The organism is Salegentibacter haimaensis (assembly GCF_054121495.1).
In genome coordinates this window covers 1-7,935 of sequence record NZ_JBSYGH010000027.1, presented here as the reverse complement: position 1 = coordinate 7,935, position 7,935 = coordinate 1, and the positions used below count along the sequence as shown (strand labels likewise).

Genomic DNA, 7,935 nt, shown 5'->3' with positions numbered 1-7,935 from the left:
TTTGTGCTCGCTTGCTCAGCGGATTGTCCTACGGACAATCAAGCTCGCCAGCTCGCACAGTTTTTATACGAGACGTTGCCAGCAATTGCACCGATTCGGACGGACACGGATTTTTAATTCTGACCATTGCTTATCCCCTGACCTTTTAAAAAGGCAGCCTTGAAAACTGACAAAATTCGGGTTTCAGTTCGGCGGATGGCAGTCCGTAACCAAAGTGGAATTCCAAAGGCACGGACAGAGTTTCGCCAGACCGGGCGTTTGGCAAAAGCAGGCAACACTGTATAAAAGCAATTGCGGCGAAATTTTTACGACTGAATCATTCTGAGAAAGAAGAAAAATTCAGTTTTGCTAAAAAATACTAACTTGAAAGCGCAACAGCTTTTATACGAAACCGTTGGCGTGCATTAATAAAAAAGGCTGAAAATGAATTCAAGTAAAAAAATAGGAAGAATCACATTATTTAAATACTGCCTTTTTTCAGTTGCAATAGTTTTGATTCTTCCTGTTGTAGTCGGACTGTTTTACCAAATATTTACTGACGAACCAATTAGTGTTATAACATTCTTTAAAAATATTTTCGAAGATGTTGTTGGCAATGAAATCTTCCTTCTAATTCCATTGGGCGCAATACTAATAGGAATTTGGATAATGGGTGGACTAACAGGTCAATTAATAATTGACCGGCATAAATCTAAGTTTACGGTTAGCGTTCTGACATTTTTTATGCTATGGGTATTACTTTTTATTAGTTTGACTCTAAGTAATGCAATTGAAAACTCAATAACCTGGGGAGCGAAAGGATTTAGTTCAGCTGTAACAGGATGGTTAATTTACGGTTTGTTCCTTTATTTAATTCTTGGATTAATTCACGGATTGACTATGGGATATTTTATGGGGCGAGAAATCAAAAGAAAAGGTCAGACGGAATAAAACGACACGCCAACAACATATAAAAACAATGCTTAATTTGTTCTCGAATCAAAAGTCGTTGCTCGCTTGCTTAGCGGATCGTCCTGCGGACAATCACGCTCGCCAGCTCGCACAGTTTTTATACGGGACGTTGTGTGTAACCACAAAAAATAAATAAATATGAAATATGTAATAATATTTGCTATTCTATCTTTCTCTTCTGCTTCTTTTGCCCAAGTTGGTACAAATGGAGATGATAGAAAGGAAGAAGGGCGTCCCGTTAAAGAGTATAACCTTACTCTAGAACAAAAGGAGATGACCCTTGGAGGGGTAACAACCAAAGGTATGACCATAAATGGCAGTATTCCTGGTCCTACATTAGAATTTAATGAAGGTGACCTTGCCATAATCAATGTAACCAATAAAATGGATGTAGAAACGTCTGTACATTGGCACGGTTTAATACTTCCAAATTTCTATGATGGTGTTCCTTATTTAACAACACCACCAATTGAGCCGGGTGAGACGTTTCAGTATAGAATTCCTATCAACCAATCGGGCACCTATTGGTACCATTCACACACTTTATTGCAGGAGCAAAAGGGAGTTTATGGTTCCATTATCATTCAACCTAAAGAAAAGACATTGGATTATGACAAAGATTTGGTTGTGGTGCTTTCTGATTGGACCAATGAAAAACCAATGAATGTATTACGCAACCTTAAACGAAATAACGAATGGTATCAGGTTAAAAAGGGCACATCAGTGCCATTAAGCAGAGTCATTAAAGAAGGTGCATTGGGATCGCAATTTAAGTTTTGGCGTGATAGAATGGGAGGTGCCGATATTACAGATATTTACTACCCTGCTTTTTTAACTAACGGAAAAAAACTCGCAGAATACCCAGAGTTTAAACCTGGTGAGAAAGTAAGGCTTCGTTTTATAAATGCATCGGCATCCACTTATTATTGGATGGATTTTGGTGGTGGTAATCCAATGATAGTTTCAAGTGACGGTATAGATGTAGAACCGGTACATAAAAGCCGATTTCTTTATGCAGTTGCGGAAACCTATGATGTTATTGTTACTATTCCGGAAGGGACTTTAGAAATTACTGCCACGGCACAGGATGGTTCTGGCAATACCTCAATCCGCTTGGGAAGCGGAAAACTTTTCCCAGCAATGGTAATAGACAGACCAGACAAGGTGGCGATGATGAAGCAAATGGCAACAATGGATATGAAGATGGGAGCACCAGCAATGGTGGGCAACAAAAAGAAAAAAACACCAGAGTTTTTGATGCAGAAATATGGAATGAATAAGATGGATATGAAAGACGGCAAGATGAATGATAAAATGAAGATGAAGACGGACGATACGATTGAAATGAAAAAGGACTCAATGCCAATGAAGCATAATATGTCTATGATGCAAAAAGACAGTACCACTTTTGATTACAGTACTCGTAAAACCTATTTCAACTATGATTTTTTAAAAGCAAAGGAAGAAACCACTTATAAGAAAGACATACCGGTTAATGACATTCTGCTCAATCTAACTGGAAATATGCAGCGCTATGTTTGGAGTATGAATGGCGTACCATTGTCTGAAACAGATAAGATTAAAATTAAAGGTGGCGAGGTTACAAGAATCACACTAAATAATATAACAATGATGCATCACCCAATGCATTTGCACGGGCATTTCTTTAGGGTAATCAATGAAAACGGGGAGCGTTCGCCATTAAAACACACCGTCAATGTACCACCAATGCAAAAAGTGGTCATCGAATTCTATAACGAAGAGTACGGCGATTGGTTCTTTCACTGTCACATATTGTACCATTTAATGGGTGGTATGAATCGTGTATTTAGTTATGATACACCAAGAGATGAACGGATGGCGGAATTTCCGGTTGAAAAACTTATACATGAAACTGACCTCTATTATTCGTGGGGATTGGCTCGTGCTGGTTCAAACTTTAATGAACTCTTTTTAACGTCAAGCAATATCAGAAATGAATTTAGTTTACGAGCCGAATTTGATTATAGCCAAAATGCCGAGATAGAAGTGAACTACAATCGATACCTCAATGATTGGGTACGGGTGTATGCAGGAGTAAACACCGAAACTTCAACACCAGATTCTTATGATACGTTTAATACAGTAGGATTAGTTGGTGTTAAATATTTCACACCATATAGATTTAATGTAGATGTGAGTATGGACCATCAATTGCGTCCAAGAATCCGTTTGGATAGAGAGCTTTTACTTTTTCCAAGACTTTTTATAGAAGGCGAATATGAATACAGAGCCGACTTTGGTTGGGTCAATGATTTAGAAAATAATAAATCGTATCAAGGAGAGACCCAATGGCTGGTTGGTGTTTCTTATATCCTTTCTATAAATTTTTCCATCCAAGGAAATTATAATAATAGATATGGCTGGGGGGGAGGATTATTAGTAAGATTCTAAAAAAGGCTACACACAACATTGTGTATGAGCAATAGCGGGTTTAGTGCTATTTTGAAACGTAAATCTATAAATCAAAGGTCGGTGCTATCTGACAGTTTAGTGGCTTAAAATCCGCTACTGCTCATACACGAGACCGTTGTGGCACATATGATAAACGAAAGATGAATAAACTCTTTATTTTAATATTAGTGGTGTTGAGTTCTTGCGGCAACGAGAAAAACAATATGGAAACTAATTTAGATGAATCCAATTTTATTAGAACCCAGGGTTTAATTACTGAGATCGAAACTCACTTTAATTATACAGAGAAATTCAAGCGGACTTACCACTATGTTTACGGAGGAGTATCTAAAACTAAACGTGACGGAACTGAAAATACTGATTTGATTTTGAACGTGGGAGATCCAGTTATAGTTATGGTAAATAAAACCGACCAAAACGAAACTTTTATAGCTCACCGTGGTATCATTGACAAAAACATTTTGGAAGAACTAAAAGCAACCCTTCCCTAAAAATCAGAAAAAACGTGCCACAACACTATATAAAAACAATGCTTAATTCGGTCTTGAGACGAAATTCCTTGCTCGCTTGCTCAGCGGATTGTACTGCGGATAATCACGCTCGCCAGCTCGCACAGTTTTTATACGAAACGTTGTAGCACATTCGACCAAAATACGAACAAATGAGATATGAAATATTTTCAGATTTAGGAGGGTTTCTTTGGTGGCTGACCATCAAGTTTGGGAAAACGGACTTAAAAAAAGAACAGAATCCGGACAAATGGGCGAGGAATTTATTCTATTTGATCGTACTCGGACTCTTAAGTGGATTTATCTCCATTAAATTATTTTAATAGCTTTAGGAAGAAAAAATAAATGAGATTAATTTTATTTCCCATAGGAGTTTTGATCATAAGGCTGCGAACGGGAAATTTTTCGAAACCAATAGATAATTCCTTTTCCTCTCAGGATATAGTGAACGAAGCCGCATATTATCTTATCAGGTTTGGGTTATTGGTAATTCTACCTATTTTTATTCTCTATTTGTTTCTCAAGAAAATAGAAATAATCTGACCAGAACATAAAAACGTGCTACAACAGTATATAAAAACAATGCTTAAGCCTGTCGCAAATCGAAACTCTGCGCTCACTTGCTTAGCGGATTGTCCTGCGGACAATCACGCACTCCAGCTCGCACAGTTTTTATACGGGACGTTGCCAGCAATTGCTCCGATTCGGACGGACACGGATTTTTAATTCTGACCATCGCTTATCCCCTGACCTCTAAAAAAGCAATCTCGAAAACTGACAAAATTCGGGTTTCAGTTTGGCGGATGGGAGTCCGTAACAAAAGTGGAATTCCAAAGGCACGGACAGAGTTTCGCCAGACCCGGCGTTTGGCAAAAGCAGGCAACACTGCATAAAAGCAATTGCGGCGAAATTTTTACGACTGATTCGGTACGATAAAAAATTAAGATTCGGTTTTGCTAAAAAATACTAATTTGAAAGCGCAACAGCTTTTATACATAACCGTTGCCAGCAATTGCACCGATTCGGACGGACACGGAATTTGATTAAAGGATATTGCTTCTCCCCTGACCTTTTAAAAAGCGATCTCGAAAACTGACAAAATTCGGGTTTCGATTCGGCGGATGACAGTCCGTAACAAAAGTAAAATTCCAAAGGCACGGACAGGGTTTCGCCAGACCGGGCGTTTGGCAAAAGCAGGCAACACTGCATAAAAGCAATTGCGGCAAAATTTTTACGACTGAATCATTCTGAGAAAGAATTAAAGTTCGGTTTTGCTAAAAAATGCTAACTTGAAATCGCAACAGCTTTTATACATACACGTTAGGCGTAATTAAAAGAACAAAAACAAAATAATGATAACAATCGACAACTATTTAGACAGCCATTATATTCACCGTAGCAATTGGTTAAGAGCTGCTGTACTAGGTGCGAATGATGGTATAATTTCAATATCAAGTCTAGCAATTGGTGTTGCAGCTGCAAGCTCAACAAGAGAACCGATTGTTTTAGCCACAGTTGCAGGACTTGTAGCGGGTGCATTATCAATGGCAGCAGGCGAATATGTTTCGGTAAGTTCACAAACAGACACCGAAAAAGCTGACATTGAAAGAGAAATTATAGAGCTTAAAGAAATGCCAGATGAAGAGTTAAAAATACTAGCTCAAATCTATGAGAAAAGAGGTCTAAAAGAGGAAACTGCTATGCAAGTAGCAATTGAACTGACTGAAAAAGATGCTTTAGCGGCACATATTAGAGATGAATTAGGTATTAATGAGATAAGTCAAGCGAACCCTATACAAGCAGCTATATCTTCAGGAGCAGCATTTACTGTTGGAGGTATATTACCTCTTTTAGTGATACTTTTTGCACCAGTAAAAGGAATGGAATATTGGTTATACGGCTTTACAACTATTTTCTTAATAATCTTGGGAACTGCAGCGGCAAAGACAGGTGGCTCTAGTATTAAAAAAGCCATTTTGAGAATTACTATTTGGGGTACAATCGCAATGGTACTTTCTGCGTTAGTTGGTTATCTTTTTGGAGTAAACATTTAAATTTAAAAATACAATAATATGAACGAAGCACATTGGCACTTAGTGGTAAATCATTTACCAATCATTTTCCCCGTAGTGGGTGTAATCGTAATGGTTACAGGACTTATTTCAAAATCAGAAGCTGTTAAACGAACGGCATTTATGATTTTTATGTTTGGAGCGTTAGCTGCAATTGCTGCAATGTCAACAGGCGAAGGAGCAGAAGAAGTTGCAGAAAAGATAAGTGGAGTTAGTGAGAACTACATTGAAAGCCACGAAGAAACAGCTGAAACATTTGCTATTCTTTCTTATATTTTAGGAGGAATTTCGTTGTTTGGGCTTTGGGCAAGTTTTAAGCAGAGAACGTTTTCTAATATCATTGCTATTGGAACATTAGTTTTCGCTATAGTGGTTTTATTCTTTGCTAAGCAGACAGGTACAACGGGCGGAGAGATAAGACACACCGAAATTAGAACTGGAAATAATGTTCCCGCAATTGAAAATAATAATGCTGATAATGACGATGACGATTAAAAAATGATAAGAACTGAAAAACAAGGCTTACTTCAATTGCTGAAAATTGCAACACCGTTTATTCTAATCACAACAGTTTATGCAATTATTGTACTTGGACTTGAAGAATATTTTGGCGACCACATTTATAAAATATCTGGACAAATAGGTTCTGTATTTGGACTTGCAGTTGCTTTTTTCTTAGGTTTTCGAATGAACTCAGCTTATGACAGATGGTGGGAAGCAAGAAAAATATTTGGCGAGTTAACAAATAACTCAAGGAGTTTCGTTGCGAAAATATATGCCTATTATAGCAATACGGAGAATCTTAAAGAAGTAGAGCGAGTAGATTCAAAAATTCAAGCTCAAAAATTAATGAGATTAAGCATTTTATACATTCGTCAATTGAAAAATGAAATGCACAATAATTTTAAACCAACTTTCAATGAGCAAGCAACAGAAACACTAAATGAGTTTAACATAAATACCGAAAATAAAATATCAAACGAAATATTAGTAGCACTTACAAAGAGTATTGAAGAAGATTTTTCTTTAAAGGCTAACATTGAAAAAAGTGACTTAATGCGGCATATCAATCGTTTCTATGATATTCAAGGTAAAGCTGAAAGGATAAAGAACACACCTTTTTTGATGATTTAGAGTGCTTTTACTAAAATAATTGTCAGCTTTTATGTTATCCTTATTCCATTATTCATTGGAGACATAGACTTAGGCGGAGAAGAAAGCGGATTTGAGTTTTTGGCTATTCCAATAATGGTAATTATTAGCACCGCTTTTTTGACTATAAATAAATTAGCGAATTTATTTGCTGAGCCATTTTCTGAAAACAAAACTTCTGTAAACATTGACGCCATTTGTATTACAATAGAACAGAATTGTAATGAAGTAATAGATAAATTGAAATAGAAAAATACGCCTAACAATGTGTATAGTGCATAGCACCCTGCGGGATGCTACGACACCATACACGGAACGTTACCTTTTATACGGATTCTTACTCAGACTTTTAAAACTTAAAATGAGAATCTGAGCAAAATACTACACGGAATCTTACTCAAACGGAATTTAGCTAGTTTGCGGATTTAATTACTGAACTGAACTCTGAAACTCACTCAAACGGAATTCAAAAACTTATCGGAATACAACGCGGAATAAAACACGCAGACTTCCCTACTCAATCGAATTTTGACTGAACTAAACGGAATCAAATAATGAAATCGGAATCAAACTCTGAACTGAAAAATGTACAAAAGGTAACAACGTTTATAAAAAATTGCTACTTTTAACAAAAACGGAACTTAGTCGCTAATTTACCAACTTCTGATTTTCCTACGGAAAATCCTCGTCGTCAAATTCGCAACTTTTCATAAACAAAACCGTTGCCTACAATTGCAGAAAAACAAAACGGATGAAAAAAGAAAATTTACCATTAATAATTATAATCGTTAATATTA

At 36.8% G+C, this 7,935-nt stretch carries 5 protein-coding genes and 1 pseudogene; all 6 read left to right on the top strand.

Features of this window, described 5'->3' with window-relative positions; genetic code table 11:
• The first annotated feature begins 423 nt into the window (after nt 1-423).
• The 6 genes and pseudogenes from ACW6QP_RS15200 (at nt 424) to ACW6QP_RS15175 (ending at nt 7,387) form a co-directional block, all read left to right on the top strand.
• Nucleotides 424-930, top strand: coding sequence for a hypothetical protein (locus ACW6QP_RS15200; protein WP_457911731.1), 507 nt, complete (start codon nt 424-426; stop codon nt 928-930).
• A 159-nt stretch (nt 931-1,089) separates the two neighbouring features.
• On the top strand, nt 1,090-3,384 hold the full coding sequence (locus tag ACW6QP_RS15195) for a multicopper oxidase domain-containing protein (RefSeq protein WP_251805215.1): 2,295 nt from the start codon (nt 1,090-1,092) through the stop codon (nt 3,382-3,384).
• A gap of 161 nt (nt 3,385-3,545) precedes the next feature.
• Nucleotides 3,546-3,896, top strand: a complete 351-nt coding sequence (locus ACW6QP_RS15190; protein ID WP_457911730.1) for a hypothetical protein — start codon at nt 3,546-3,548, stop codon at nt 3,894-3,896.
• Between the two features lie 1,370 nt (nt 3,897-5,266).
• Complete coding sequence (locus ACW6QP_RS15185; protein WP_457911729.1) at nt 5,267-5,968, top strand: VIT1/CCC1 transporter family protein; 702 nt, start codon at nt 5,267-5,269, stop codon at nt 5,966-5,968.
• Between the two features lie 18 nt (nt 5,969-5,986).
• The gene (locus ACW6QP_RS15180) at nt 5,987-6,481 is read left to right on the top strand and encodes a hypothetical protein (RefSeq protein ID WP_457911728.1); all 495 of its coding nucleotides are present in this window, start codon (nt 5,987-5,989) and stop codon (nt 6,479-6,481) included.
• 3 nt (nt 6,482-6,484) lie between these two features.
• Nucleotides 6,485-7,387 (top strand): annotated as a pseudogene (locus tag ACW6QP_RS15175) (bestrophin family protein).
• Nucleotides 7,388-7,935: the final 548 nt, after the last annotated feature.